This is a genomic window from Nitritalea halalkaliphila LW7, from assembly GCF_000265075.1.
GTDB lineage: Bacteria > Bacteroidota > Bacteroidia > Cytophagales > Cyclobacteriaceae > Nitritalea > Nitritalea halalkaliphila.
This window is the reverse complement of sequence record NZ_AJYA01000028.1, coordinates 1-22,859: the sequence shown is the minus strand read 5'-3', so window position 1 is coordinate 22,859 and position 22,859 is coordinate 1. Positions and strand designations below refer to the sequence as shown.

General features: G+C 50.5%; 21 protein-coding genes and 3 pseudogenes. 12 read left to right on the top strand and 12 right to left on the bottom strand.

Going from position 1 to position 22,859, the window contains the following annotated elements; all coding sequences use genetic code 11:
* Nucleotides 1-77: 77 nt before the first annotated feature.
* Nucleotides 78-1,864 (bottom strand): annotated as a pseudogene (lepA, locus tag A3SI_RS10195) (translation elongation factor 4).
* A gap of 163 nt (nucleotides 1,865-2,027) precedes the next feature.
* On the opposite strand from lepA, the gene A3SI_RS10190 reads away from it, so the two are divergent.
* The 3 genes from A3SI_RS10190 to A3SI_RS10180 all read left to right on the top strand — a co-directional run bounded on the left by A3SI_RS10190 (nucleotide 2,028) and on the right by A3SI_RS10180 (nucleotide 4,876).
* On the top strand, nucleotides 2,028-2,552 hold the full coding sequence (locus A3SI_RS10190; RefSeq protein WP_009055654.1) for a DUF4924 family protein: 525 nt from the start codon (nucleotides 2,028-2,030) through the stop codon (nucleotides 2,550-2,552).
* A gap of 111 nt (nucleotides 2,553-2,663) precedes the next feature.
* A complete protein-coding gene (locus tag A3SI_RS10185) occupies nucleotides 2,664-3,743 on the top strand; it encodes a 6-bladed beta-propeller (RefSeq protein WP_083836496.1) in 1,080 nt (359 codons plus the stop codon).
* Complete coding sequence (locus A3SI_RS10180; protein WP_009055651.1) at nucleotides 3,740-4,876, top strand: carboxypeptidase-like regulatory domain-containing protein; 1,137 nt, start codon at nucleotides 3,740-3,742, stop codon at nucleotides 4,874-4,876. The genes A3SI_RS10185 and A3SI_RS10180 overlap by 4 nt, the downstream gene beginning before the upstream one ends.
* Nucleotides 4,877-4,925: 49 nt before the next feature.
* On the opposite strand, the gene A3SI_RS10175 is transcribed toward A3SI_RS10180, so the two are convergent.
* Both A3SI_RS10175 and A3SI_RS20800 read right to left on the bottom strand, forming a co-directional pair.
* Complete coding sequence (locus A3SI_RS10175) at nucleotides 4,926-6,725, bottom strand: AAA domain-containing protein (protein WP_238531711.1); 1,800 nt, start codon at nucleotides 6,723-6,725, stop codon at nucleotides 4,926-4,928.
* On the bottom strand, nucleotides 6,712-6,948 hold the full coding sequence (locus A3SI_RS20800; protein ID WP_009055646.1) for a hypothetical protein: 237 nt from the start codon (nucleotides 6,946-6,948) through the stop codon (nucleotides 6,712-6,714). Before A3SI_RS20800 ends, A3SI_RS10175 begins: the two co-directional genes overlap by 14 nt.
* Nucleotides 6,949-7,130: 182 nt before the next feature.
* Here A3SI_RS20800 and A3SI_RS10170 point away from each other — a divergent pair, with 182 nt between their 5' ends.
* Together A3SI_RS10170 and A3SI_RS10165 are read left to right on the top strand one after the other, a co-directional pair.
* Entirely contained in the window at nucleotides 7,131-7,736 is a 606-nt protein-coding gene (locus A3SI_RS10170) for an acyl carrier protein phosphodiesterase (protein WP_009055645.1), read from the top strand.
* Nucleotides 7,723-8,193 (top strand): hypothetical protein, encoded by a 471-nt coding sequence (locus A3SI_RS10165; protein WP_009055643.1) that lies wholly within the window; start codon nucleotides 7,723-7,725, stop codon nucleotides 8,191-8,193. The genes A3SI_RS10170 and A3SI_RS10165 overlap by 14 nt, the downstream gene beginning before the upstream one ends.
* On the opposite strand, the gene A3SI_RS21655 is transcribed toward A3SI_RS10165, so the two are convergent.
* From A3SI_RS21655 to porX, 7 genes and pseudogenes are all read right to left on the bottom strand, one after another.
* Nucleotides 8,190-8,672, bottom strand: a complete 483-nt coding sequence (locus A3SI_RS21655; protein ID WP_162098447.1) for an outer membrane beta-barrel protein — start codon at nucleotides 8,670-8,672, stop codon at nucleotides 8,190-8,192. The genes A3SI_RS10165 and A3SI_RS21655 overlap by 4 nt on opposite strands.
* Complete coding sequence (locus tag A3SI_RS21650) at nucleotides 8,614-8,907, bottom strand: outer membrane beta-barrel protein (protein WP_050977486.1); 294 nt, start codon at nucleotides 8,905-8,907, stop codon at nucleotides 8,614-8,616. Before A3SI_RS21650 ends, A3SI_RS21655 begins: the two co-directional genes overlap by 59 nt.
* On the bottom strand, nucleotides 8,898-9,398 hold the full coding sequence (locus A3SI_RS21645) for an outer membrane beta-barrel protein (RefSeq protein ID WP_009055641.1): 501 nt from the start codon (nucleotides 9,396-9,398) through the stop codon (nucleotides 8,898-8,900). Before A3SI_RS21645 ends, A3SI_RS21650 begins: the two co-directional genes overlap by 10 nt.
* Nucleotides 9,361-9,900: an inorganic diphosphatase gene (locus tag A3SI_RS10155; RefSeq protein ID WP_009055639.1), complete on the bottom strand. Its 540-nt coding sequence runs from the start codon at nucleotides 9,898-9,900 to the stop codon at nucleotides 9,361-9,363. Before A3SI_RS10155 ends, A3SI_RS21645 begins: the two co-directional genes overlap by 38 nt.
* 130 nt (nucleotides 9,901-10,030) lie before the next feature.
* The gene (locus A3SI_RS10150) at nucleotides 10,031-11,239 is read right to left on the bottom strand and encodes an alanine dehydrogenase (RefSeq protein WP_009055637.1); all 1,209 of its coding nucleotides are present in this window, start codon (nucleotides 11,237-11,239) and stop codon (nucleotides 10,031-10,033) included.
* An 11-nt stretch (nucleotides 11,240-11,250) separates the two neighbouring features.
* A pseudogene (tsaE, locus tag A3SI_RS10145) lies at nucleotides 11,251-11,600 on the bottom strand (tRNA (adenosine(37)-N6)-threonylcarbamoyltransferase complex ATPase subunit type 1 TsaE).
* A gap of 82 nt (nucleotides 11,601-11,682) precedes the next feature.
* On the bottom strand, nucleotides 11,683-13,236 hold the full coding sequence (gene porX, locus A3SI_RS10140; protein WP_009055633.1) for a T9SS response regulator signal transducer PorX: 1,554 nt from the start codon (nucleotides 13,234-13,236) through the stop codon (nucleotides 11,683-11,685).
* A gap of 62 nt (nucleotides 13,237-13,298) precedes the next feature.
* On the opposite strand from porX, the gene A3SI_RS10135 reads away from it, so the two are divergent.
* Genes A3SI_RS10135 through A3SI_RS10110 form a run of 6 tightly spaced genes read left to right on the top strand, consistent with a single transcriptional unit; the run spans nucleotide 13,299 to nucleotide 18,937 of the window.
* A complete protein-coding gene (locus A3SI_RS10135) occupies nucleotides 13,299-14,525 on the top strand; it encodes an HD domain-containing protein (RefSeq protein WP_009055631.1) in 1,227 nt (408 codons plus the stop codon).
* Nucleotides 14,526-14,541: 16 nt separating this feature from the next.
* On the top strand, nucleotides 14,542-15,564 hold the full coding sequence (gene lpxD, locus A3SI_RS10130; RefSeq protein ID WP_009055629.1) for a UDP-3-O-(3-hydroxymyristoyl)glucosamine N-acyltransferase: 1,023 nt from the start codon (nucleotides 14,542-14,544) through the stop codon (nucleotides 15,562-15,564).
* Nucleotides 15,565-15,604: 40 nt separating this feature from the next.
* The gene (locus tag A3SI_RS10125) at nucleotides 15,605-16,999 is read left to right on the top strand and encodes a bifunctional UDP-3-O-[3-hydroxymyristoyl] N-acetylglucosamine deacetylase/3-hydroxyacyl-ACP dehydratase (protein WP_009055627.1); all 1,395 of its coding nucleotides are present in this window, start codon (nucleotides 15,605-15,607) and stop codon (nucleotides 16,997-16,999) included.
* Entirely contained in the window at nucleotides 16,996-17,775 is a 780-nt protein-coding gene (lpxA, locus tag A3SI_RS10120) for an acyl-ACP--UDP-N-acetylglucosamine O-acyltransferase (RefSeq protein ID WP_009055626.1), read from the top strand. Before A3SI_RS10125 ends, lpxA begins: the two co-directional genes overlap by 4 nt.
* A 7-nt stretch (nucleotides 17,776-17,782) precedes the next feature.
* Nucleotides 17,783-18,409 (top strand): ABC transporter ATP-binding protein, encoded by a 627-nt coding sequence (locus A3SI_RS10115; protein WP_009055624.1) that lies wholly within the window; start codon nucleotides 17,783-17,785, stop codon nucleotides 18,407-18,409.
* A 57-nt stretch (nucleotides 18,410-18,466) separates the two neighbouring features.
* Nucleotides 18,467-18,937, top strand: a complete 471-nt coding sequence (locus A3SI_RS10110; RefSeq protein WP_009055622.1) for a hypothetical protein — start codon at nucleotides 18,467-18,469, stop codon at nucleotides 18,935-18,937.
* Nucleotides 18,938-19,099: 162 nt separating this feature from the next.
* On the opposite strand, the gene A3SI_RS10105 is transcribed toward A3SI_RS10110, so the two are convergent.
* Both A3SI_RS10105 and A3SI_RS10100 read right to left on the bottom strand, forming a co-directional pair.
* Nucleotides 19,100-21,502 (bottom strand): endonuclease MutS2, encoded by a 2,403-nt coding sequence (locus tag A3SI_RS10105; protein WP_040670661.1) that lies wholly within the window; start codon nucleotides 21,500-21,502, stop codon nucleotides 19,100-19,102.
* A gap of 5 nt (nucleotides 21,503-21,507) precedes the next feature.
* On the bottom strand, nucleotides 21,508-21,843 hold the full coding sequence (locus A3SI_RS10100; RefSeq protein WP_009055619.1) for a DUF4296 domain-containing protein: 336 nt from the start codon (nucleotides 21,841-21,843) through the stop codon (nucleotides 21,508-21,510).
* Nucleotides 21,844-21,947: 104 nt separating this feature from the next.
* Between A3SI_RS10100 and A3SI_RS10095 the strand changes: the two are divergent.
* A pseudogene (locus A3SI_RS10095) lies at nucleotides 21,948-22,751 on the top strand (DUF58 domain-containing protein).
* The last annotated feature ends 108 nt before the right edge of the window (nucleotides 22,752-22,859 follow it).

Genomic DNA, 22,859 nt, shown 5'->3' with positions numbered 1-22,859 from the left:
GTATATCGAATAGGTCGTGCATAAATGCAAAACGCACAGCTTTCTTTCGATAGCTGTGCGCCTGCAGATGCTAGTGCTTAATCTAATTTTAGTACGGCCATAAATGCCTCTTGAGGGACTTCTACATTCCCTACTTGGCGCATACGTTTCTTGCCCTTTTTCTGTTTTTCGAGGAGCTTACGCTTACGGGAGATATCCCCACCATAACATTTCGCCAAAACGTTTTTGCGTAAGGCCTTTACGGTTTCTCGCGCGATAATTTTCGTCCCTATGGCCGCTTGAATGGCAATTTCAAACATCTGACGTGGCACGAGCTCCTTTAGTTTTTCGCAGAGGCGCTTGCCCCACTCGTAGGCCTTATCCCGGTGCACGATGGCGGAGAGTGCATCCACGATCTCACCGTTTAGCATGACATCCAGTCGCACCATGTTGGACTGCTGGAAGCCGATCATCTCGTAGTCGAGGGAAGCGTAACCCCGTGAAATGGTCTTCAGCTTATCGAAGAAGTCGAACACGATTTCCGCCAGCGGCATGTTGAAGGTCAGCTCCACGCGCTCAGAGGTGAGGTACACCTGATTCGTGATTTGGCCCCGCTTTTCCATGCAGAGCTGGATCACAGCACCGACATAATCGCCCGCCGTAATGATGGTTGCCTTCACGAAAGGCTCTTCGATATGCTTGAATTTATTCGGATCCATCATATCAGAAGGCGCATTTATCACCTGATAGGTATCGTTATGGAGTAGGGCGCGGAACTGCACAGAAGGGACCGTGGTGATCACTGTCATGTCAAATTCCCGCTCCAGGCGCTCCTGAATGATTTCCATGTGTAGCATGCCGAGGAATCCGCAGCGGAAACCGAAGCCAAGGGCTGCGGAAGTCTCCGGCTCCCACACCAGGGAGGCATCGTTTAGCTGCAGCTTTTCCATGGAGTTACGGAGCTCTTCGAACTCTGTCGTGTCCACAGGTAGATCCCCGCAAAAACCATCGGCTTCACGTTCTCAAAACCCTGAATGGCTTTCGCACAAGGGTTTTTTACATGCGTGATGGTATCCCCCACCTTCACCTCTTTCGCCACTTTTATCCCCGAAATCAGATAGCCCACATTTCCTGCCGCCATCTGCTGCTGCGGGATTTGATTCATGCCCAGCACACCGATCTCATCCGCATCATACTCGCGGCCAGTGTTCACAAATTTAATTTTATCTCCTTTGCGGATCTGCCCATTAAAAATCCGGAAAATAACCTCCACGCCGCGGAAAGGATTGTATACCGAATCGAAAATCATCGCCTGCAGCGGGGCGTCCGGGTCTCCCTCCGGGGCTGGAATACGCTCCACCACCGCATTTAGGATGTCTTCGATGCCGATACCTTCTTTGCCGGAGGCCAAAACGATGTCCTCTTTCGCGCAGCCGATCAAGTCGATCACCTCATCGGAGACCGCCTCAGGGTCCGCGCCCGGCAGGTCGATTTTATTCAGAACGGGAATAATTTCTAGGTCTTGGCCGATGGCCAAATAGAGATTCGAGATCGTCTGCGCCTCGATGCCCTGGGAAGCATCCACGATAAGCAGGGCCCCCTCACAGGCCGCGATCGAGCGCGAAACCTCATAGGAGAAATCCACGTGACCCGGTGTGTCAATAAGATTTAAGGTATATTCCTCTCCCTTATAGACATACTTCATCTGGATCGCATGCGACTTAATCGTAATGCCACGCTCCCGCTCCAGGTCCATATTATCTAATAACTGGGCCTGCATCTCCCGCTCCGTGACTGTCTGCGTGAACTCTAACAGCCTATCTGCCAACGTACTCTTCCCATGATCGATATGGGCGATTATACAGAAATTTCGAATGTTTTTCATATCCTTATTGGATGCAAAAGTAATGAATTACTATGGATTTTCGGCATTCTCTTCTAAAGATTGCAGGATTATCCCTAGGCTGAACGTAGGGGCAGGAGGAAAAGTTTGGCGGATGCTCCTGCCTGCATTTTCCGAAAGGCGCAGATTGTTGTAACTTGCGCCCATGGAAGCAGTAGCCGCACGAAAACGCGAGGAGCATATCGGGGAGTATCTCCTTTACATGTACCAGATGGAAGACCTTATTCGGGCTTTTGATGGGGATTTAGGCCTGATCGAGACCCATGTGGTGGCCCATTACCCGATCCCGGAGGCGGAAAAAAAGGCCTGTCTTGACTGGTTCGCGGGCCTCGCCGCACAGCTGCAGGCGGAAGGATGCATGCAGCAGGGCCATCTATCGACCACGCAGGCTTTAGTCGATGAGCTCGCGCACCTACACTGGGAGCTGGTGAAGTCGGATCCTCACTACCGGGAAGCCTACAGCCCCTGCCGCCCCCATGTGCTTTATTTTATGCTGGAGGCAGGGGAGCAGGCACCTGCTCATGAAGTACAGCTGTTCCTAAATGTACTGTATGGGCTGCTTTTAGCGAAACTACATGGCCGCGCCATTCCGAAAGAAGTGGAAGCAGCCGCCCCGCACTTTGGGAATATGCTGCGCCTGCTGGATCTGGCCTACCGGCCAAAAATCTAAATTATTTTTAGTCAAATATTTGTGTGGTTTGTTTTTTTTTTTGAGAATGAATTACCTTTTAGGCAGTAAATACTCAATTTTTATTTAAAAACCCGATATGATGCGGAATAGATTAAGCTTACGCGGATTTTTTGCCTGATTCTTAGCTGGAGTGCTCTCACCTCCTGCCAGCCGGAGAGAACAACCACAGATGCACTTCCTGTTTTACAAGCAGCAGAACAGCTCACGTTTCTAGATGCCTTTCGTGTGGTTCGGTTTACCGAACTGGGAGAGGAGGGGGGCATGGGCGGTGTGAATCGCTTAGAAGTAGGGAAACAGCACCTGTATGTCCTGGACGAGGAGTCGAGTCGCGCGCTGCATGTGTACACCGAAACCGGCGCCTTCTCCCATTCGATTCGCGGCTTCGAAGGGGGTAACCTTTATGATTTTGTGGTCGATGAGGAGGCAGGCTTTCTCTATTTGTTTACCCCAGGGCGGAAGATTGAGCAGTTTACGCTGGATGGCACTTTCGTGCAAAGCGTGCGCATCTCTTTTGGCTTTGAAAAACTGCTCTTTGCCGAAGGCGAAACCCTCTGGCTCTATGCGGGCTATGATACGGAAAGAGAGTACCTACTCGTACAAGTGGCTGCGGGCACCGGTGAGGTACTACAGGAGCGACTGCCCAAGCCAGAAGAACCACTGCTGGACTTTCTGCCGCAACAGTTTTCGGGGAGACTTCCGGGTGGAGGCTTCTTTTTTCATCTGCCACTGAGTGATATGTTCTACCTGTTCACCGCAGATGGGGAGCTGATACAAACGGTGACTTTTGATTTCGAAGGGCGTCTGGCCACAAGCTTCGAGGATCTGGCGCAAGAAAACCTTCCCGAGCATTTAATCACCCACGCAGATGCTTTCCTCCTAGTAGGTGATCAACTGTTGTTTTACTTTTCGGAAGCGGGAGTGCCCGCCTATCGCATGCTGGATATCAAGCGGCTTTCATTTCAGGAGCTTCGGCCTCAGGACAAGTCGGTAGATGATTTTATTCTTTCTTTTGCTTGCTTACAGCCGATGGCCAGTAAGGGAAATACCTTTTATAGTGTGATGGATGTGGATTATATCCGCTTGTTTCTATCCGAATCGGAGGGGAGCCAGTTTGAGGGGCTGATGGACTCCGACGCTTTGTTTGTGGTACTTGAAATGGAATTAAAATGAGCCTACTTTTTTTACTTATGCTATTTACTGCGGTGGAGTTTGACCTTCGGGGAACAGTCGTAGATACAGCGGGAGAACCTGTGCCGTATGCGATTTTGCAGGTGGCAGATCGCTATACTGTCGCAAATGCGCAAGGGGAGTTTATCTTTAAAGGTGCGCCGGATTCTGGGACGCTTCAGGTGTCTTGTATGGGCTTTTCTTCAGATGCTATCGCGTATACCCGAGATGCCCAGCAGCCACTGGTGCTCACGCTGACAGCAGTGACCCTAGGCTTAGAAGAAGTTGTCGTCCGTCCGGTGGACGAAGAAGAGCTGATGCGTGCAGTGATCAAAAAACTAGGCGACCCCAATGTCTATGGACCTATCGCTGTACGTTATGAGTTCGGAAGCTTGGAGCAAGTGGAAACCAAAGATACGGTATTCCAGCGCGAGCAATTTTTACTTCTTGACCGCGTAGATCAGGGGAGAAGACCGGCAACCTATCGTTTTCTTACCTCCAGGGAGGATACTTCACGCTGGGACGCTGACTTACTGGCACCTCTGTATCGACCGAAGGTACTGAATCGCTCTATCGATCTCTTCACCCATGCCTCCACTGTGCCCGACTTTTTGGATGTGCTGTACATGCATCATTTTAAGTATGCGTTAGAGCAGGAAGACTCGGAAAAGTACAGGATTCGCTTTAAGGCCAAGAAGGCTAAAGCGGAGTATGACGGCGAGCTTTGGGTGCAGAAATCCGATACTACGCTGCAGTATGTGCGCTATGAACAAAGTCCCAAATCCTTGCGTGCAGAAAATCTGCGATTTGCAGCCTTCAGCAAACTCACGGCGCTTAAATATGTGAAAGCGCAGCAGCGGAAGGTGGAGGCTTGGACGTCGCAAGATGCCTCGGGGCGTTATTTCGTAAAGGCGATGACGCTCCATATCCAAAATTTCCAAGAATTGAAAAGAGGGGGCTCCATGGCGTACGATGTGCAAACGAAGTTGCAAGCGGTGGCCTTGCCACCGAAAGAAGACCTCTCTGGGCAATTTTATACTTCCCATGAATTTTGGGAAACGGCCCCCCAAGTGGAAGCCTTACCTGCTTTCCGAGATTACCGCTTTAACTTGCTCTTCGACTCTTTTTTAGAGTAGTGGAGTTGGCGCTGAGAAAGCATCGCTGGCCCGCTCTCCTTTTGCTGCTTTACAGGCCTTCGATCAGGTCCGGTAGTGTGTAAATGCTGCTGTAGGATCCGTGGCGGTCTACATAGTCGATAAAATCAGCATAAAAGGGATGATGACTGAGCGTGGCGCTGTCGCCCATGACGATTAGCTTCCTTTTGGCCCGGGTGAGGGCCACATTCATCCTACGGATATCCGAAAGAAAGCCGATTTCCCCGGTTTCATTCGCACGTACCAGGCTGATCGCCATAATGTCCCGCTCCTGTCCCTGAAATCCGTCGATGCTATTCACGGTCAGGAGCTCCGAGAAGGCCTTTAGATTCGGAAATTGAAAGGTTTCAAAGATATGATGCCGCAGTGCACGCACTTGGGCGCTATAGGGTGCGATAAGGCCGATATTCCAACCTTCCTGCTTCATGTGCCCGATGCCCAGCCGCCTGATGCACTGCTCCAGGTAGCGCAGCAGGGCCACCGCCTCCCGTTCGTTTAAGGTGCTGAGACTRTCTTTTTCCTTATGTTCCAGAAATCCTGTGCCCGCTGTGTCGATAAATTCTAAGATGGGCTCATTGGGATGCAGCCGGTGTGTTTCGGTGATGGGCGCCGCCTGCAGTTTTCCCTTATAAAAGGTCTGAGCAGAGAAGCGCATGATCACCTCGGGCATCCGGTATTGTACTTCGAGCATGACGGCCGCTTCTGGCTGGCGCTGAATTACCTTTTCGAAAAGCGTCCGCGATAGGCCCGCACGGCCTGCCTCGAAGGATTTTATGGTTGGGGGAAGCTGGCAATGGTCACCGGCCATGACCACACGATCCGCACGGAGAATAGGGATCCAGGTGGCAGGTTCCAGTCCCTGGGCTGCCTCATCGATGAAGACGAGCGGAAAGCGGTAGCCATCTAGCTGGGCGCTGGCAGCTCCCACGAGGGTGCAGGCGATTACCTGCGCGCGCTGAAACACATCGTAGTGGATGTAGTCCTCGAGATGACGCGCATTTTCCTTTAGCATCCGCGCTTCCTGAAGGGCATGATTGCGGGCGGCACGCTCGGCTGCGCCAAAATTCCGCTTGTACTTGCCGGCTTGTTTCCGTAGGGCTTCCGCTTTTTTGCGCAGGAGCTTGAGCTCTTTATAGCTATCGTGTGCTGCGATACGGGCATCTAAGGTGGAGGCAATAATGGGCGCATCGATCCGCGCAGGATGGCCTAGCCGCAGCACTTCCAGCCCAGCTTCTCCGAGGCGCTCCGTCAGCAGGTCTACCGCCGCATTACTGGGGGCGCATACGAGCACTTGTGGATAGGTATAGCTCGCCGTCAGGATGGCCTGCACCAGCGTACTGGTCTTCCCCGTTCCGGGAGGGCCATGGACTAAGGCCACATCCTCCGCCTGCTGGATGAGTTGGCACGCCTTTTCTTGTGGTGGATTCAGGGCCCTGTTCGGAGCGATTAGGGTAGCGTGCGGAGAAAAGCGAGCAGGTTGAGCCCCGAGAAGCACTTCTTTAAGCTCCGCGGTTCGATCTCCCTTCGCTTTGATTACCCGCCGCATGGCCGATTCCATGTGCCGGTAAGAGGCCTCGTCGAAGAGCAGATCCACACCGATTTTTTCGTGCAGCAGCCACTGAGGTACCTCGTCCACATTTAAGGTGATGGCCATTTTTTCCTTCCGCACATAATTGATGACCCCATTCAGACTGGCGCTGCCACTGGCGCCCTGCGGCGCAAAGGTGAAGACCGTTACCGACTTGCCACTCTGGAAATCATGGTCCAACTGATCGAAACGCTCCACTTCGATGAGCACACGGTCGGCTAAGGTGAAGCTACTGGTACGCACCTGCACGGGATACCAGCAGATGCCTGCTTCTTTTTTTTTCCGCGATGCTGCTGCTTAAAAATTTAGTCTTATAGAGGGCTAAGTCTGCTGCCCATTCCTGCTTGAGAAGGCTTAAAGTATGCTGTAAAGCCTCTTGGTAATCGTTTTGCATAATCGGGTTGTAAACCTGATGGAGAAAGGATTTGTTTCCAGCCCTAGCAGGTAGCTTAAAGATAAACTGCATTTTTTTGCCTATGAAATTCTACAGCATAGGTTCATGCATCGTTTTTTTTGAATTCCTACAGAAAAGGCTATCTTTGTTAGTCTTCAAAAGTCGCTGACAGGGAAGTAGCCCACGGCTTCCACATGCAGCGACTTAGGACCTAAAGGAGGTTTGCCTTTTGCCTATAATTTGAACCCAGTACTGTGAACTATTTAGCCCACGCGTACCTATCCTTTGACGAGCCTAAGGTTTTAGTTGGAAACTTTATTGGTGATTTTGTTCGTGGGAAAGTGGAAGAAATGTATGAAGCGGAGATTGCCATCGGCATCCGCTTACATCGTGAGATCGATGCTTTTACGGATGCGCATCCTGAGGTAAAAGCCGCCCAGCTCCTACTCCGAACACGTCATGGCCGCTACGCCTCCGTGATTACGGACATGTTTTTTGATTATTTCTTAGGCCGTAACTGGTCTGAGTACCACGCGAAACCACTGGAGGTTTTCGCCCAGGAAAGTTATGCCCTTTTAGAAAGCCATCGGGAGATTCTACCCGACAAGTTCCTTCCTGCCTTCGACATGATGCAGCGCTATAATTGGCTCTATGCCTACAGCACCTTAGAGGGTATTCGTAAGGCCATGTCCGGAATGGCACAGCGCACCCGCTTTGAGTCTAATATGGAGTATGCACATGTGTCGCTACAGGAGAATTTCGATACTTTCGAACAGCATTTTAAGGCCTTTTTCCCCGAATTAGTTACCTTCGTAGACCGAAAACTTGCGGAACTAAAAGCCCTACATGATTCACTGTAAGCCGAAAAGACAAACGTACTTCTCCCTCACCTTTATCACACTCCTCCTGCTTACAGGGCTGGTGTTCTTACTGCGGGATTTTGCCATCTCCAGAAACTTCCACTTTCTTTTCTACCTCATCGGGACGACCGTGCTTACCCTGGTTATCCTGCTGCTAGTAGTAAAGATTTTGGCCGGCATGAAGTTCGTCGCCGCAGGCGGCAATAAAATCATCCTGCGATGGCCCGTGAAAAAGTTGACCAAAACCTATACGCTCCAACAAGTGCTAGCCTGGGAGGAAGAGGTGGTGCAAGCCAATAAGCGGGAGTTTCGGCAGCTTACACTCGCCTTTCAGGACCATTTTTCTATTCAGCTCAGTAATCATGAACATGAAGGTTACAGCGCTTTCGTGGAATACTTGCGCAAAAAGTGCCCCAAGGCGCGTGTAAAGCCGAAAAACGCTAAAAAAGGCAATTAAAACCCTTCCCCGAAAAATAAACTAAAGGAAGCAGTGAGCGCACTGTTAAAACGTGAGACGCCTGCATCAGGCAGTAAAAAAGAAGGTCGATCGGAGGCCAGCTGTCGGTATTCGATGCGAAAGAGACTCTGCGCACTTGTTCGATAATCCAGATTTAAAGAATAGCCGCTCAGACGATTAGGGTCCACTAAAATCGTTCCGGCCGGATCAGCATATTGTTCTAGGCGTCCTGCCAACGCCAGCCGCTCGCCTAATGTTTTGCGTACTGATAGTGTGGCTCCCTGCCAGTAATCTACGGGTCGTATCAGCCCTGCCTGTATCCCATAATCGAAGCCAAGCGTGAACTTCCAGCTCGGAAGTCCCTCGAAATGCGTGTAAAAGTTTTGGAAAAATCGGGGCTGCTGAACGGGCTGCAAGCCCTCATTCCCGTAATAGTTGGCATAGCTTATGGTCCAGTCCTCTCGGGGTCGCGACTCCACCTGCAGTCTCCAGTCCTATGCCTTGGACGCCAGGCTGCCGCTGCACATTTTGCCAGCCATTCGTCGCCCAGAGTACCAGGGTATGCTGCGGATGCAGCGCATAGGTGAGCCGCGCACCTGTCAGAAAGTAGGGGCTATTTTCGGCCAGTAAGCTGCGTGTCAGGTGATCACACACTGCGCCGATAGCACTTTCAAAACCGATATGCGAGGGCATAATCCCCACATCTAGCCACATTTTTTCATGCAAGCGATAGCCCACCGAGCTTCGTAAAGGAACTGCGCCCAAGTGGGTTCATCGGCCAAGTTAAACTGGGCATAATTACCCGCCATCAGTGCTAAGGTAGCCCGATGCCGCCCATCCCTGTAGCTCGCCTGTGCCAGTGCCAGATTGATGTTAAATTCATTATGCCGCTTGAAATTAAAGAAAAAGTCGGGGCGAAGTTGATCGAAGGGCTGCCCGAAATCAAAGCCATAGTAGCTTTCGATATAGCCTGATAACGTCCATTTTTCGGAGGTAGAGGTCTTGTGCGCGCTGCTATCTACGGCGCTGCGTCCCTGTCGTCGCGCTTGATTTTCGGTGAGCGTCTCTTTTGTGCGTTCGTTTTGGCCGAAGGCCAAAGAAAAAATACCTCCCCACAGCAGCAGAAAGGTAAAAAAGCCCGCTAGAATCAGCGGGCTCTTCTGATGTTTAGGCTTCCTTACGGAAGGTTTTATCGTATAGCTCAATGCTCTCTTGGATAATGCGGTAAGCTTCAGCCTTCCCTAAGAAGTCCTCCACTTTTACTTCCTTATTCTCTAATTTTTTATAGTCTTCGAAGAAGCGGTGCACCTCTTTCATCAAGTGAGGAGGGAGCTCGTCGATGTCGTTAATGTAATTTACGGACTGATCGTCTGCCGCTACAGCGATGATCTTATCATCTGCCTCGCCACCATCGATCATGCGCATCACACCGATGACTTTTGCCTTTACCAGGCACATGGAAGGGATGTCGATCTGAGAGATGATTAAAATATCCAGGGGATCGTTATCGTCACAGTAGGTCTGTGGGATGAAGCCATAGTTAGCGGGGTAATGCACCGCAGAAAAAAGCACACGGTCTAGGAGAAGCATGCCCGTCTCCTTATCTAACTCATACTTCCCCTTGCTACCCTTAGGGATCTCGATAACACCCATCACATATTCAGGAGCATCTTTTCCGATTTGCACATCGTGCCATGGATTCATCATATCAAAAACTTTTTATAAGAATGGTCAATTTTAAAGTGGGCGCAAATTAAACCCTTCTGTTATTTTAACAAAATTATCAACAGTCTATTTACTGATAAATTGATGTAGGCTGGGCGTTAAAAGGCCTTTTTTAGTAGCGGGCGGCTAAAAGGAGTTGGAGCTCCTTATGTGGCAGCCCAAAGACCCTGCCGAGGTAGGCGTTCGTGAGGCTGCCTCGATAGGTGTAAATCCCTTTTAAAAACCAGCGATAATTAAAGATCATCTCCTCGGCGCCGCCCAAGTCTTGCATCTGCAGTAAGATCGGGGTGAAGATGTTACTCAGCGCGATGGAGGCCGTTTGGGGCACACGGGAGGGGATATTAGGCACGCCATAGTGGAGTACCTCATATTTTTCGAAGGTGGGGTTTAAGTGTGTCGTCAGCTCAGAGGTTTCGATGCAGCCCCCCTGGTCGATGCTGACATCGATGATCACACTTCCGGGGCGCATCTCTGCTACCATTTCTTCGGTGACGACCAACTTATTTCGGCCTTTTTCAGCGCGAAGGGCGCCGATGACCACATCTGCTTCCCGTAAGGCCTGTGCGAGTCCCACGGAGTCGATGGTGGAGGTATAGACCTGCTGGCCCAGTAGCTGCTTGATACGGCGCAACTTGTACAGCTGGTTGTCAAAAATTTTTATGGAGGCACCTAGGCCGAGCCCTGTTCGGGCGGCATATTCCGCTACGGTGCCGGCGCCGATGATGACCACTTCTGTAGGCGGGACACCCGTGATGCCGCCGAGCAAGACTCCCTTGCCCTTATGGGCGCTGCTAAGATAATGGGCGGCGATCTGCATCACGGAGCTGCCGGCGATTTCACTCATGGCACGCACCACGGGCATGCCGCCAACTTTATCTTCTAAATGCTCGAAGGAGAGTCCTGTTATGCGTTTTTGATTGAGGGCATGAAAGTAGCCGCTTTCCTGTTTTCCTACCTGCAGGGCAGAAATAAGCGTGGATCCGGGTTTCATGTGTTCGATTTCCTCGGCAGTCGGGGGATCTACTTTCAGCACGATTTCCTGTTCTAAGGCCTCCTTTGCACTGTAGACGACCTTTGCGCCAGCTTCTGAATAGGCTCGGTCGCTAAAATGCGCGCTTTTTCCAGCATCGGTTTCCACGCAGACCTGGATTCCGTTAAAGCTGAGCAGGCGGATGGCTTCCGGGGTGAGCACCACACGGTTTTCACCCTCGCCAAGTTCGCGTGGAATTCCTACGCGCAGCTCCTTTCCCTTCTTTTTTACCGCCTGCACTTCTGTCTGAGGGAGTATTCCGATCGTTTGTTCTGAAATCTTTTGTTTCATGCGGGTAGTGCTTAAATGTGTGTCGCTTGAACTTTTCGCTCTGCGGGGCCTAAAACCTCTAAATCGATAAGCAGGAAGTGCTCTGGAAGGAGTTCCGGAATCCGCTCTGCCCACTCGATAAAACAGTAAGCACCACTTTCGAGGTACTCATCTAAGCCGATTTCTAAGGCCTCCTCGAAGCCTTCGAGCCGGTAGCAGTCAAAATGATAGACAGGCGCGCCGTCGGCTAGGGCGTAGGCATTCACCAAGCAAAAGTCGGGCTTTGGACGGAGTCCGTCACTCCCATCTCGGCTAAAATGGCCTTTATCGTGCTCGTCTTTCCGGCGCCCATAGCACCACGAAAGACCCAGATGCGCTCCATGCCCGCGAAGGCAATAAGGGCCCGCGCCAGCTCCGGCAGCTGCTCTAAAGAGGAAATCGTTTCTGTCTTCACTTCACTCCGCTTACTTCGGCTTAAGATGCACCAAAGGTACAATCATTTCCTCTAAAGACACACCTCCATGCTGAAAAGTATCCTTAAAGTAGTTTACGTAGTAGTTATAATTGTTCGGGTAGGCGAAAAAGTAATCTTCTACCGCGAACACATAGCTGGTCGTCACATTAAAGCGGGGAAGCTTGGCATCCTCCGGGCGCTCGATTTCGAAGACCTTTCCGCTCTCGAAATTCAGGTTCTTGCCCTGTTTGTAGCGCAGATTCGTCGTCACATTTCGATCGCCAATAATTTTATAGGGCTTGTTCACCCGCTTGGTGCCATGGTCGGTGGTCACGATCAGCTCGGCGCCAGCATCGGCCACACGCTTAAAGAGCTCGAAAAGGGAGCTGTGCTCAAACCAGCTTTTCGTCAGCGAGCGGTAGGCGGACTCATTCGGCGCCAGCTCACGCATCATCTTCATGTCGGTACGTGCATGGGACATCATGTCCACGAAGTTATAGACCAAAGCATTCAAGTCATTGTGCAGCAGGTTGTTAAAATTATCGAGCACCTGCTTGCCCTGGTTCGCCTGTAAAATTTTATGGTAGCTGTATTTCACGGACAGGCGATGTTTGTGGAGGTTTTCCCCGAGAAATTCTTCTTCCTTATTGTTCTTCGCCTCGTCGGTGTCTTCCCCTTCCCAGAGGTCCGGATGGAAGCGTGCCATATCTGAAGGCATGAGGCCGCTGAAGAGCGCGTTCCGCGCAAAGGCCGTGGTCGTAGGAAGGATACTGTAGTAGGCATCTCGGGATTTAATCGAAAAGTACTGCAAAATGAGGGGCTCTAAAATTTCCCACTGGTCCATGCGCAAGTTGTCGATGACCACTAAAAACAGGGGGCGCCCGCTTTTCAGATGGGGGAAGACACGCTCGCGAAGTACGCGGTGAGAGAGCAGTGGCTTGTCTTCACTACGCTCCTTCAGCCACTCCACATAGTTTTTTTTCACGAACTTAGCAAATGCCGAATTGGCCTCTACCTTTTGGGTGTCGAGGACCTCCTGCATGCTTTTGTTTTCGGTTTTGTCTATTTCCAACTCCCAGTAGGTAAGTTTTTTATAGATTTCCGTCCATTCTTCATGGGTATCTGCATCGCTGCAGGCCATGCTGATGTTCATAAAGTCCTGCCGGTAGCTTAAGTTGGTTTTCTCAGTGATGAGCTGCTTGTTTTGTAGGATTTTTTTTGCCGACAGCAAAATCTGATTGGGATTGATCGGCTTTATTAAATAATCAGCGATTTTCCCTCCGATCGCATCGTCCATGATATGCTCTTCCTCGCTTTTCGTGATCATGACCACGGGCAGCTGCGGCCGCATGAGCTTCACCTGCTGTAGGGTTTCCAGCCCCGTCATCCCGGGCATCATTTCATCCAGAAAGACCAAGTCGAACTCTTCCTCTTCCACCTTTTCGATAGCGTCTATTCCGGAGTTCACCGTAGTAATCTGATAGCCCTTTTGGCTCAAAAATAATATATGTGGTTTCAGCAGGTCGATTTCGTCGTCCGCCCATAAAATCTTATAGTTTTGCATACTTGTCGTTTTTTCCTTTTAAATTTAGCATTGTTTACACTAAAGGCCTTTGTAGAACCCCATTGAAAAGTCAGAAAATAATCAATGATCCCGTGTATGGTTTCATCACGATCCCCAGTGAGTTGATTTTCACCCTCATTTCACATCCCTACTTTCAAAGGTTACGGCGGATCAAGCAGCTGGGTTTAACTGATTTCGTTTATCCCGGAGCGCTCCATACCCGATTCCACCATGCCTTAGGCGCTATGCACCTAATGCGGGTCACCCTGGATCACCTTCGTGCCAAAGGCACAGAAATCACGCCAGAAGAGTACGAAGCAGCCATAATCGCGATTTTATTACACGATGTCGGTCATGGCCCCTTCTCCCATGCCTTAGAGTTCAGCATTTTACAGGGCATCACCCACGAAGAACTCTCCCTGATGATCATGGAGGAGCTAAACACCCAGCATAGCGGACAGCTCAGTCTGGCCATCCGCATGTTTACCGATACGTATGAGCGCCGCTTTTTTCACCAGCTGGTCTCCAGCCAGCTGGACATCGATCGCCTGGATTACCTGCAGCGCGACTGCTTTTTTACCGGCGTCTCGGAGGGTACTATTGGGGCTGATCGTATCATCAAGATGATGGCCATCGTAGATGACCAAGTGGTGGTGGAGGAGAAGGGTATTTACAGTATCGAAAACTTTCTTTCCGCACGTCGGCTAATGTACTGGCAGGTATATCTGCATAAAACCACCGTCAGTGCCGAAAAAATGCTAATCAATCTTGTCCGTCGCGCGCAGCACTTAGGGATGGAAGGTGCAGCAGTTCCTGCCACCGATGCGCTCGCGGTTTTCTTAGCACAACCTGCTCGGCTACAAGATTTTAAATCCGATCCTTCCCTTTTAAAATCCTTTCTTTCCCTAGACGACTATGACATCTGGGCAGGTGTAAAAACCTGGAAGGGCAGTGCGGACCCTGTGCTGCGCGGCATCTCTCAGATGCTTTTGGAACGTAACTTGTTTAAAGTGACGCTATCGAGTCAGTCCTTTTCTGTGGAGGAGCTGGAAGCCCTTCGGGTTAAAACCAAAAAGCGCTGCGGACTACGTGAGGAGCATGTGGACTACTTCTTCACCCATGGCGCTATCAGTAACTTCGCCTATGTCGCCAAAGAGCGTATTTTAATTCAGACCAAGAAAGGTGAAATCATCGATGTGGCGCAGGCTGCGGATCTCCCTAACATCAAAGCCATGAGCAAAATCGTGAAAAAATATTATGCCTGTAAAGCGAAAAGCCTAAATTTGTGAGCATAAAAACGGAGGAATGGAGTTTAGTTTAGAGCAAGTTGCACAATTATTAAACGGTAGCGTAGAGGGTGATGGCAGTCTAAAGGTTTCGCGTTTAGATAAGATTCAGGAAGGGAAGCCTGGTGGCATCAGTTTTTTAGCGAACGAAAAGTATGTTCCTTATCTGTACGAAACAGAAGCTACGGCGGTGATCGTGTCGGAGGACTTTGCGCCCCAGCGCAAAGTAAACGCGGCGCTCATCCGGGTAAAAAATGCGTATACGGCCTTTACAGACTTGCTAACAGCCTACGAACAGCTCAGCCAGCAGGAGTTAAGCGGTGTGGAGGAACCCAGTTATTGTGGGGAGGGTACCCAGGTAGGAGAGGGGGTTTACCGCGCGGCTTTTTCCTATATCGGTCGTAACTGTAGCATCGGTGATGGGGTGAAAATTTATCCGCATGCCTACATTGGCGATGGGGTAAAAATCGGCGCTGGAACGATTATTCGTGCAGGGGCTAAGCTTTGCAAGGAGGTGATCGTCGGTGCCTACTGTGACATCCATGAAGGTGCGGTGATCGGCTCTGATGGTTTTGGTTTCGCTCCGCAGGATGATGGCTCTTATAAGGCTATCCCGCAGATCGGCCAGGTCATTTTAGGGGATCATGTCCGCATCGGGGCGAATACGACCGTGGATCGCGCTACGATGGGGGCTACGCGCATAGAGGAAGGAGCGAAAATCGATAATTTAGTGCAGCTGGCACATAATGTGGTGGTCGGTGCACATACGGTCATCGCTGCGCAGGCGGGGGTTTCCGGTTCTTCTACTTTAGGGAAAAACTGTGTGATCGCCGGCCAGGCAGGGATCGTCGGGCATCTGAATCTGGCAGATCGCACGACAGTGGGTGCTAGCACGGGCATTTCTAAATCAGTAAACAAGCCGGGAACTACGCTTTTTGGCTATATGGGAATGGATTTAAAGGGCTTCCTAAAGGCCTATGCCATCTTTAAAAAACTACCTGAACTCCAAGAGAAGGTAAAAGAACTGGAAAAAAAGGCTTAAATTTGCCGATCTAAAAAAAATCGCAAGGAAAAAAGTACCGATGAAGGTAAAACAGCATACGATCAAGAAGCAGGTGACAGTGTCTGGTGTGGGACTGCACACGGGTGTGATTTCAAACATGACCTTTTTACCTGCTCCGCCTAACCATGGCTACAAGTTTCAGCGCGTGGACTTAGAGGGGATGCCGACGATCGACGCGGATGTCGATAACGTGGTGGATGTCTCTCGGGGGACCACTTTAGAGCAAAGTGGCGCTCGTGTGTACACGGTGGAGCATGTGCTGGCTGCACTGGTTGGACTGGAAATCGATAATGTGTTGATCCAGCTGGACGGACCGGAGCCGCCGATTTTGGATGGTTCTTCTATTCAGTTTATCGAGGTGCTGGAAGCTTCCGGTTTCGAAGAGCAGAATGCGCTGAGACGCTTTTTTGAAGTGCCCGAAAGTATTTCTTATCGGGATCCTGCTCGGGAGGTGGAGATGGCTGCCTTGCCGCTAGACGATTACCGCGTGACGGTGATGGTGGATTATAACTCTCCAGTGCTGGGGAGTCAGCATGCGAGCATCACCGATATTTCTCAGTTTAAACCTGAAATCGCTTCTTGCAGGACCTTCTGCTTCTTGCATGAGCTGGAAATGCTCTACAATCAAAACCTGATTAAAGGCGGAGATTTAAATAATGCCATCGTGGTGGTAGATCGCGTGGTGGAAGAGCAGGAGTTAGCGCATTTGGCGAAGATGTTCAACAAGGACCGCGTGGAGGTTCGAAAAGAAGGGATCTTGAATAATGTGAAGCTTCGCTTCAAAAATGAGCCTGCACGGCATAAGTTACTGGACGTGGTAGGAGACCTCGCGCTGGTGGGACGTCCCTTGAAGGCCCAGATTTTGGCCGCCAGGCCTGGACATGCAGCGAATGTGGCGTTCGCCAAAAAGCTGAAGCGGGCGATGGAGAAGTTAGGCCCTAGCCATATTCCCCATTATGATCCCAAGCTGCCACCGGTAATGGATATTAATCAGATTAGTAATATTTTGCCGCATCGTTACCCGTTCCAGCTGTTGGATAAAATCATTTATCTGGATAGTACGGTAGTGGCGGGGGTGAAAAATGTGACCATAAACGAACCGTTTTTTATGGGGCATTTTCCGGATAATCCAGTGATGCCAGGCGTACTTCAGGTAGAGGCGATGGCGCAGACCGGGGGTATCTTAGTGCTTAGCACGGTAGATGATCCGGAAAACTACTGGACCTATTTTTTAGGGATCGAAAGCTGCAAGTTCCGTAAGATGGTGCTTCCAGGGGATACCTTGGTTTTTAAGTGTGAGCTATTAGCCCCTATCCGCAGGGGTATCGCCAAAATGAAAGGGGAGGCCTATGTCGGGAATACCCTGGTTTGTGAAGCTGTGATGACAGCTAGTATCGTAAAAAAAGAAGCATGATTAGTCCCCTCTCTGTCATTCACCCAGATGCTAAACTCGAGGAAGGAGTCACTGTAGATCCTTTCACGATGATTCATGAAGATGTAGAAATCGGTGCAGGCACCTGGATTGGTTCTAATGTGACCATTTATCCGGGAGCACGTATCGGTAAAAATTGTAAAATTTTCCCTGGTGCTGTGATCGCTGCGGTGCCTCAGGACCTGAAGTTTCAGGGGGAGGCGTCCACCGTGATGATAGGGGATCATACTACCATTCGAGAGTGTGTGACCATAAGTCGCGGAACCCTAGACCGTCAAACTACCCGTGTGGGCAAGCACTGCCTACTGATGGCTTATGTGCATATCGCGCATGATTGTGTGGTCGGAGATCATGTGATCATCGCTAATAGTGTGCAGGTGGCTGGGCATGTGGTCATCGACGACTGGGCGGTAATCGGTGGCAGTTCGGCGATTCATCAGTTCGTAAAAATCGGCATGCACTGTATGATTTCTGGGGGTTCACTGGTGAGAAAAGATGTGCCGCCCTTTACGAAGGCTGCGCGTGAGCCGCTGAGCTATGCGGGTGTAAATAGCCTCGGGCTGCGGCGAAGAGGGTTCGACTCTGAAACGATCGCTCTAATCCAGGAGGTGTACCGATACCTCTTTTTAAATAGCATGAATAATTCGAAAGCGCTAGAGGAAATCGAAATCAACCTCCCCGCGACGCGTGAACGGGATGAGATCGTGAACTTCATCCGTTCATCCGAGCGTGGGGTGATGAAAGGCTATATCCAGTAAGTTCAGCATGGGGGTAGAGGGGATTCGTGTAGACCAGCTATCGAAAAGATACCGCTACGAATGGATATTTAGAGGGGTGTCGCTGCAGATTGCTGCAGGTGAAAAGGTGGTCATCACAGGAAGTAATGGGTCCGGTAAATCCACTCTACTGAAAGTCCTCTCTGGGATATTACCCCAGACGGATGGTACCCTCCACTATCGATTCGGAGGAAAAGATGTGGACATAGAAGAGGTATATCGCTTCTTGAGTTTTGTCGCCCCCTACATGGAGCTCCCCGAAGAGCTCAGCGTCCGCGAGCTCATCCATTTTCACTTTCAATTTAAGTCCCTACTTCCTGGCTTAACGGAACGAGATGTGCTCGCCATTACCTACTTGGAAAGCCATGGAGATAAGTTGGTCAGCGAACTATCCTCAGGGATGAAGCAGCGCCTGAAATTGGCGTTAGCACTTTTTTCCGACGTGCCTCTTGTCCTTTTAGATGAGCCTACTTCCAACTTAGACCTGCAAGGGGTGGACTGGTACCTCGAGCTCATCGCGCGTTATGCAAACGATCGCACTGTTATCGTCTGCAGTAACGATGCGCGAGAATATGCGTTTTGCACGAAAAATATTGCGATTAGCGTATATAAATAGCGATTTTTTTTTTGATTCCAGAAGGAAAGAGAGTATTTTACGCCATAATTTACATGTATGAAAAAGCTTTATTTTATCCTACTCCTATTCGTTTGGGCTGCTTGTGGCTCGGACAGTGGAGCGCCCAGTTTGACCCCGGAACAAGAAGCCACGCAGCGCTTGGCGAATACCAACTCTGCTACTTGGGAAGTGTCCCTCGTCACCCGAAACAGTCAGCAGGAGACACAGTTTTACCAAGACATGACGGTCACCTTTACGACGGAAAAAGGCTTTTCCAGCTCGAATGCCAATGATCTTTTTCCTGCCTCCACTACCTTCAGTTTTCCCGATGAAGAAAATTTAGGGCGCATCCTGTTAGCAGGAAATCGCCCAGCCTCCGGAGTGCCGATTACCTTTACCCGTAATGCGAATACCCTTCGTCTCGAGTTTACGGTGAGTGCTGCGGGAGCAGAACAAGAGACTAGCCCTGTAAGCCGTATTCAGGCCATCGGTGGTTCTTACGTCCTACAGTTTACCCTGCGCCAGTAAAACCCCGCAGGCCGCCCTGTCATCGGCTAGCAGAAACGCAGCGTCAGAAGTAAGGCATAGGCAGAGAATACGAAGGGCATAAAAATACCCCCAAGAGCACACTGGTTCTTGGGGGTATTTTTATGCGTATTTGTGCGATACAGCGGATTACGATTCGCTACCTCAGTCTTTTAAGGTTACCAGCGTCACGCCAGAACCTCCCCTGTCTGCATGTTCATCTTCCATCTTGCGAACGGCAGGCATGTGCTGCAGCATGTTGCGGGTCACCTGACGTAGGATACCGTCCCCTTTACCATGCACGATGCGCAGGTTTTTAACCCCGAGCATGTTCCCTTCGTCGATGAAGTTCTGCACTATGGGCAGGATTTCTTCTCCCCGCCGGCCACGAATATCTAGGTTCGGGGAGAAATTTAGCATTTTATCCGTAGCATAGGAGGCATGTCTGCTGCTACTTACGCGTTTCTCTCGCTTGGCCTCACCTGCGCTGATACGCTCCAGCCGCTTCAGTTTCACGAGTGACTTGAGCTCGCCGATGCTGATTTCCGCTTCTTTGGCCGATAGGCTCAGCACCTCCGCTATGGCTCCATTATCCTTTAGCCGCACGGTGTCACCTACCTGAATAGCCCCTTCCATCACCTGTATGGGCTCTGCAGCGGCTTTTTTGGGTCGGTCTTTCAGTGTCGGGCGGACCTCTTGCTTGAGTAGTTCCAGCTCCTCGCGAATGGCCTTAGTACGTTCTTTATCCGCCTGCTTTTCACGAATTTCCTTAATGCTCAGCTCGATTTTACGGTTTACATCTACGAGCAGCTTGGCCGCCTCTGCTTTGGCCTCAGCCAAATATTTTTTCTTATTTTCTTCTAGATCTGCAGCCAATTTTTCATAGCGGCTAAGCTCCTGCTGCAGCTGCCGCTCGCGCTGCTTGTGCTCCTGCGTGCTACGACGTAGGGCCTGCTGCTCATTTTCTAACTTGGTCAGCATGCGATCGTAGCGAACGCGGTCTTCCCCGATATGCGTTTTCGCATAATCCAAGATCTCCCTATCAATCCCGATTTTCTGGGCGATTTCCAATGCAAACGAGCTACCCGGCTTGCCGATTTCCAACTCATAGCGCGGTTCCAGTCGCTCCACATCGTAGCGCATGGCCCCGTTCACCAAGCCCTGCGTCTTGGCCGCCACCTGCTTGAGGTTGCCGTAATGAGTGGTAATCACCCCATAAGCACCTGACTTGGCTAGGTGCAGCAAAATCCCCTCTGCGATGGCCCCGCCGAAAAGCGGCTCTGTACCCGTACCGAATTCATCGATAAACAGCACGGTTTTTTTATGTGCAAAACGCGTGAAGTGCTTCATGCTCATCAGGTGCGAGCTGTAGGTACTGAGGTCATTTTCGATGTTTTGCTCATCCCCGATGTCGATAAAAAACTGATCGAAAAGGGTACAAGTGCTGTCAGCGTCCATCGGCACCAGCAGCCCACACTGCAGCATGTACTGCACCAGCGCTGTGGTTTTCAGCGTCACCGATTTCCCCCCTGCATTCGGCCCGGAAATTACCAGCAGGCGATGGTTATGGTCCAGCTTCATCTGCAGGGGCACGATGCTTTTTTCTTGCTGGCGCAAAGCCAACTCTAAGATCGGATGCCGGGCATTTCGCCAGTCCAGTACACGCTGCTTCTCTAATTGGGGTTTGACTGCTCCGATTTGTCGGGCAAATTTGGCTTTCGCTCGGATAAAGTCCAGCATCCCTAAGAAATGGTACGCCTTCCGCAGCACCGGAATAAGTGGGCGCACGCGATCCGTCAGCTGCGTAAGGAGCTTGCGAATCTCCCGCTTCTCCATGTAGGCGAGATCCTGCAGTTCATTGTTGATGTCGAGCACTTCAGCGGGTTCCAGAAAAACCGTTTGGCCCGTGGCCGACTCATCGTGGATAAAACCCTTGATCTTACGTTTGTTTTCGGCGAGCACGGGAATAACCATGCGGCCTCCCCGAATGGTCACAGCGGCATCATCTGGTGTAAAACCACGCCCTTTCGCCTCTTTAAAAATGCGGTCGAGCACCTTGCGCAGGCGGTTTTCCTCGTAGAGAATTTGGCTGCGAATCAGAGAAAGCTCACGACTGGCATTATTTCGGACCTTCCCTTTCTCGTCGATTATCCGATCGATGGCCTTATACAAGCTGTCGTCCAGCTCCACGAAGCCCGTCAGCTTCGTCAGCTCGGGATACTCCTCACCATGCTTGGCAAAAAACCGTACGCAGCCATCTAAGGTGTGGAGGGAAGCTTTCAGCGCATGAAATTCATCCTCATAGAGGAATGTCCCCTCGAGGCGGGCCTTGTCCAGGTAGGGATGCACATTCGTAAAGTGGGCACTGGGAAAGGCCTCACCAGAATTTAGGATTTGTACGAACTCATGGGTCTGCTCCAGAAAGCGGCTGACCTGTTCGTAGTCTTTTGAGAACTGCACCTTGTCCACGAAATCTGTCCCCAGACTCGAGGTGCACTGCGCTTTAATGAGCGCTTTTACTTTATCAAAATTTATTTTTTCTTCCAGATTTTCCGGATATAACTTCATGTAAATCAAGGGTTACGTAACTTTTCTTTTACGTTTAAGGAATCGATCGTACGCTCGTACATCCGATTAATCTTACGCAGGTCTGTCATGTAGTACAACAGGCTCTCATGGAAAACAGAATCGGGGATTTGATGTTTACGGAAAACCTCATTTTCCAAATACGGATACAGCACGCGTGCCGAGTCGAATGGGATCGGGAAGGTGCTGGTCAGGCCTTCGGCCAAATGCAGGTCGATGAGTAGTTCCACCATCTTTTCCTCATCCAAGATGCCCTCCGGAAGATCGGGCTCCGAACAGGCTCCCAGGCCCAGAAGAAGTAATACAAATAAGATTCTTTTCACGGCTTAAAATTAGTTAATTCCATGTAAAATCGGGCAAGCTTCCTGCCAAAGCAGTTTTTTTATTCCCATTAGAGCTGTAAATTAGCCTGCTTAATCTAAAATCCATGAATCAACTCCTCAAAAAGCTGCGCAAGTATGAGATCATGATCCGTAAAGTGGCGAATAATCACCTCCAAGGGGACTATCGCTCCATCTTTAAGGGCGCGGGCTTGGAATTCGATGACCTTCGTCCCTATCAGTATGGGGATGATGTGCGGACCATCGAATGGAAGGTTTCCGCGAAGGGTCATGGGACCTTTGTGAAGACCTTTAAAGAGGATAAAGATCAAGCCGTATACTTCCTCCTCGACGTGTCCGCCTCTCAGGAAATCGGCGAGCGGGGGAAAAAGAAAATGGACAAGGGCCGTGAAGTGGCTGGCGTCCTTACACTCGCCGCGATCGTGGAGGGCTCGCAAGTGGACTTATCAGCTATTCGGACGAAAAAGAGGTGATTATCCTACCTGGAAAAGGGCCGAAGCAGGGTGTAAAAGTGGTAAAAGGCATCTTTCAGTCCACCCAAAAATCAAAAAAAAACAGATCTTACCGGGCTTTTCACCTTCGCCCTCAACCTAATCAAAAAGCGCAGCATCCTCATCATCATCTCAGATTTTATCGATGAGGGGTACGAAAATCGCTTGAAAGCTTTAGCCGAAAAGCATGACGTGATCGTTATACAACTCGTGGATCCACGGGAGTCTCGCCTGCCCTCACTGGGGATCATTCCCCTGCAGGATCGGGAAACCGGGAGCATCACCTGGGTGAACACCGCCTTCGGTGCCTTCTCCAAGCGCATCGCTGACACGTTCACGACCGATCGTGAAAAGCTGCGTGAATTATGTAAAAAAATCAAATCAATTACCTGCAGTTGAACAGCCGTGATGACATCGTCCTTCCGCTCATCGACCTGTTTAAAAGCAGAAATAAATCCATGAAACGTGGTTAAACGCTTAATCGCCTTCCTTATTTACGGAACCTTC

What these genes read in the sequence shown, in the direction of transcription:
- A3SI_RS10190 (WP_009055654.1), top strand. Translation starts at nt 2,028, where the DNA reads ATGGAAGCAGTAGCCGCACGAAAACGCGAGGAGCATATCGGGGAGTAT.
- A3SI_RS10180 (WP_009055651.1), top strand. Translation starts at nt 3,740, where the DNA reads ATGAGCCTACTTTTTTTACTTATGCTATTTACTGCGGTGGAGTTTGAC.
- A3SI_RS20800 (WP_009055646.1), bottom strand. Translation starts at nt 6,948, where the DNA reads ATGCAGTTTATCTTTAAGCTACCTGCTAGGGCTGGAAACAAATCCTTT.
- A3SI_RS10165 (WP_009055643.1), top strand. Translation starts at nt 7,723, where the DNA reads ATGATTCACTGTAAGCCGAAAAGACAAACGTACTTCTCCCTCACCTTT.
- A3SI_RS21650 (WP_050977486.1), bottom strand. Translation starts at nt 8,907, where the DNA reads ATGTGGCTAGATGTGGGGATTATGCCCTCGCATATCGGTTTTGAAAGT.
- A3SI_RS10155 (WP_009055639.1), bottom strand. Translation starts at nt 9,900, where the DNA reads ATGATGAATCCATGGCACGATGTGCAAATCGGAAAAGATGCTCCTGAA.
- A3SI_RS10150 (WP_009055637.1), bottom strand. Translation starts at nt 11,239, where the DNA reads ATGAAACAAAAGATTTCAGAACAAACGATCGGAATACTCCCTCAGACA.
- porX (WP_009055633.1), bottom strand. Translation starts at nt 13,236, where the DNA reads ATGCAAAACTATAAGATTTTATGGGCGGACGACGAAATCGACCTGCTG.
- lpxD (WP_009055629.1), top strand. Translation starts at nt 14,542, where the DNA reads ATGGAGTTTAGTTTAGAGCAAGTTGCACAATTATTAAACGGTAGCGTA.
- A3SI_RS10125 (WP_009055627.1), top strand. Translation starts at nt 15,605, where the DNA reads ATGAAGGTAAAACAGCATACGATCAAGAAGCAGGTGACAGTGTCTGGT.
- lpxA (WP_009055626.1), top strand. Translation starts at nt 16,996, where the DNA reads ATGATTAGTCCCCTCTCTGTCATTCACCCAGATGCTAAACTCGAGGAA.
- A3SI_RS10115 (WP_009055624.1), top strand. Translation starts at nt 17,783, where the DNA reads ATGGGGGTAGAGGGGATTCGTGTAGACCAGCTATCGAAAAGATACCGC.
- A3SI_RS10110 (WP_009055622.1), top strand. Translation starts at nt 18,467, where the DNA reads ATGAAAAAGCTTTATTTTATCCTACTCCTATTCGTTTGGGCTGCTTGT.
- A3SI_RS10105 (WP_040670661.1), bottom strand. Translation starts at nt 21,502, where the DNA reads ATGAAGTTATATCCGGAAAATCTGGAAGAAAAAATAAATTTTGATAAA.